Raw genomic sequence first — 1,907 nt, 5'->3', positions numbered from 1 at the left:
CTCCACTTCTGGAACTTACTTTATAAATGTTTTATGTCCAATTCATCGAACTGTTTTACTGTTAGCTGGACGATCTTACCATAAAAATTAAATAGGACCTGAATATGCATTTTACCTCTTACAATGTGATGTCTTTTCTCAGAAATGTGATGAAAGCAATTATAAGCAGGATAATCGGAGTAACGACCAGCATCATAAGATTCATCCAGAATTCGGTGAACCACTGGGTGAGGGTAAAGCGAGTGTCGAAGATGCCTTTTACTGTTGAGTCACCACCTAAGGTGCCTTTCCAACCTACATCGTTCTCTCCCATTGTAAGCTGTGCATAATGGTGGCCTGGTGCAAGGTTCAATAAGCCGGCTGCCTTTTCAACACTATCTTCCATCTCTCCGGTTGAAATGTATATCCCTGATAAAATGATCTGGCTGAACAGTATGGTGAACAACAGCCATATAGCAATGCTATATATCAATGAATTGCTTGAGTTTTTTACGATAACAGAGACAATAACCCCGATAGCAAGGAAAATAAGCACATAAAAAAAAGTTAATATTGTAAAGATTCCAATTCTAAAAATATCCTCAACACCAACGGGAATCCCGGATATGGTTAACATGGCTCCTGTGGAAATACTTATCGAAATCGACAGTACTAGAAATAGGCATATTGCAGAACCTATTATTTTACCTGTTATTATATTATCTCTGAAAACCGGGTGTGTTAGAAGTACGTTCATAGAACCTGATTTTACTTCTTTAACTATTGCATCAAAACCAAGTACGATTCCAATTATAGGTGCAAAACTACCTACTACTCTGGCAACCCCCCAAAAACCGCGCAGCACCCCATCCGTTCCCGTAACATTTCCCAGGTACTCTACTTCCAATCCTTTCTGATAACCAACCACAAATACAATCAAAGTAAAGGTAATAGCAAATGCCAGAAATCGGGGGCTCCAGATATGGTCAGTAAATTCTTTTTGGGCAATTGTTATTACATTTTCAGTATTTTTCACCATGCTATCACCAAAAATAATCATATATCACTGCGTAAAAATATTATATACGATACGATGAGTAAAATTAAGGGGATAGTCAGTAACACTGCAACATTTTCCCGGAATTGATCTACCATTCTGTTAAGGTATAATGTGTATCCAAAACCCCGTGAATGGTTTCATGCTTTGCGAAACCGCCAAAGCTCAAATCGGACGAACCAATTGTGGCTTCAGCGTAATGATGCATCGGTGAAAATTTGTGGAGTTTGAATGTAAGTTCAGTAAATTGTGCGTTTTCACCCATATCAAACAATGATTGACCAGTTACAACAGTAGCGATGAGCACAATAATCGCTCCAAATACCACGCATAGATTGAGCCAGGCAACAATACCATATGTCAAAGAATCAATCTCACTTTTTGAAAGCACCGAGGTAAAAATACCAATTGCCAGAAAAACGAGTAGATAAAAGAATGTAAGAAAGCCAAAAATAAACAATCTACCGAATTCAAGGAAATTCGCCATTTTTCCTGTGATTATCAGGGATGTACCGGTTATAACAGTTATTGTCAAAAAAACCACAAGAGCCAGAGTAACGATAGCGCCCAGAAACTTTCCGGTTATTATATTATCCCTGAATACAGGATGAGTTAATAAGACATTCAGTGAGTTGCTTTTCCGTTCTTTAACCACTGCGTCAAATCCAAGAGCTATTCCAATTACAGGAGCAAAAACGGCAATTATCTGAACAACATCAACAAAACTGGAGCCAAACTTTGTCATATGGGTGTATGAAAATAATGTAATTAGAAATATAAACAGTAATACATGAGTTTCGGCGATTTTAATTTCAGCACCGTATTAAATTATACAAGCCTAAAATTATACCTACATCCATTTAAATCTTCA

General features: G+C 37.4%; 2 protein-coding genes. Both read right to left on the bottom strand.

Annotation, left to right across the window (positions count from 1 at the left end; translation table 11 throughout):
• Nucleotides 1-118: 118 nt before the first annotated feature.
• Nucleotides 119-1,015: an ABC transporter permease gene (locus IBX40_13195; GenBank protein ID MBE0525267.1), complete on the bottom strand. Its 897-nt coding sequence runs from the start codon at nt 1,013-1,015 to the stop codon at nt 119-121.
• Between the two features lie 112 nt (nt 1,016-1,127).
• Nucleotides 1,128-1,781, bottom strand: coding sequence for an ABC transporter permease (locus IBX40_13190; GenBank protein MBE0525266.1), 654 nt, complete (start codon nt 1,779-1,781; stop codon nt 1,128-1,130).
• Nucleotides 1,782-1,907: the final 126 nt, after the last annotated feature.

The sequence above is a fragment of the Methanosarcinales archaeon genome (genome assembly GCA_014859725.1).
In the GTDB taxonomy this organism is placed as follows: Archaea; Halobacteriota; Methanosarcinia; order Methanosarcinales; family Methanocomedenaceae; genus Kmv04.
This window is presented reverse-complemented; position numbering and strand designations above follow the sequence as displayed.

Coding starts and splice junctions, on each gene's coding strand:
- IBX40_13190 (MBE0525266.1), bottom strand. CDS start 1,781: ATGACAAAGTTTGGCTCCAGTTTTGTTGATGTTGTTCAGATAATTGCC.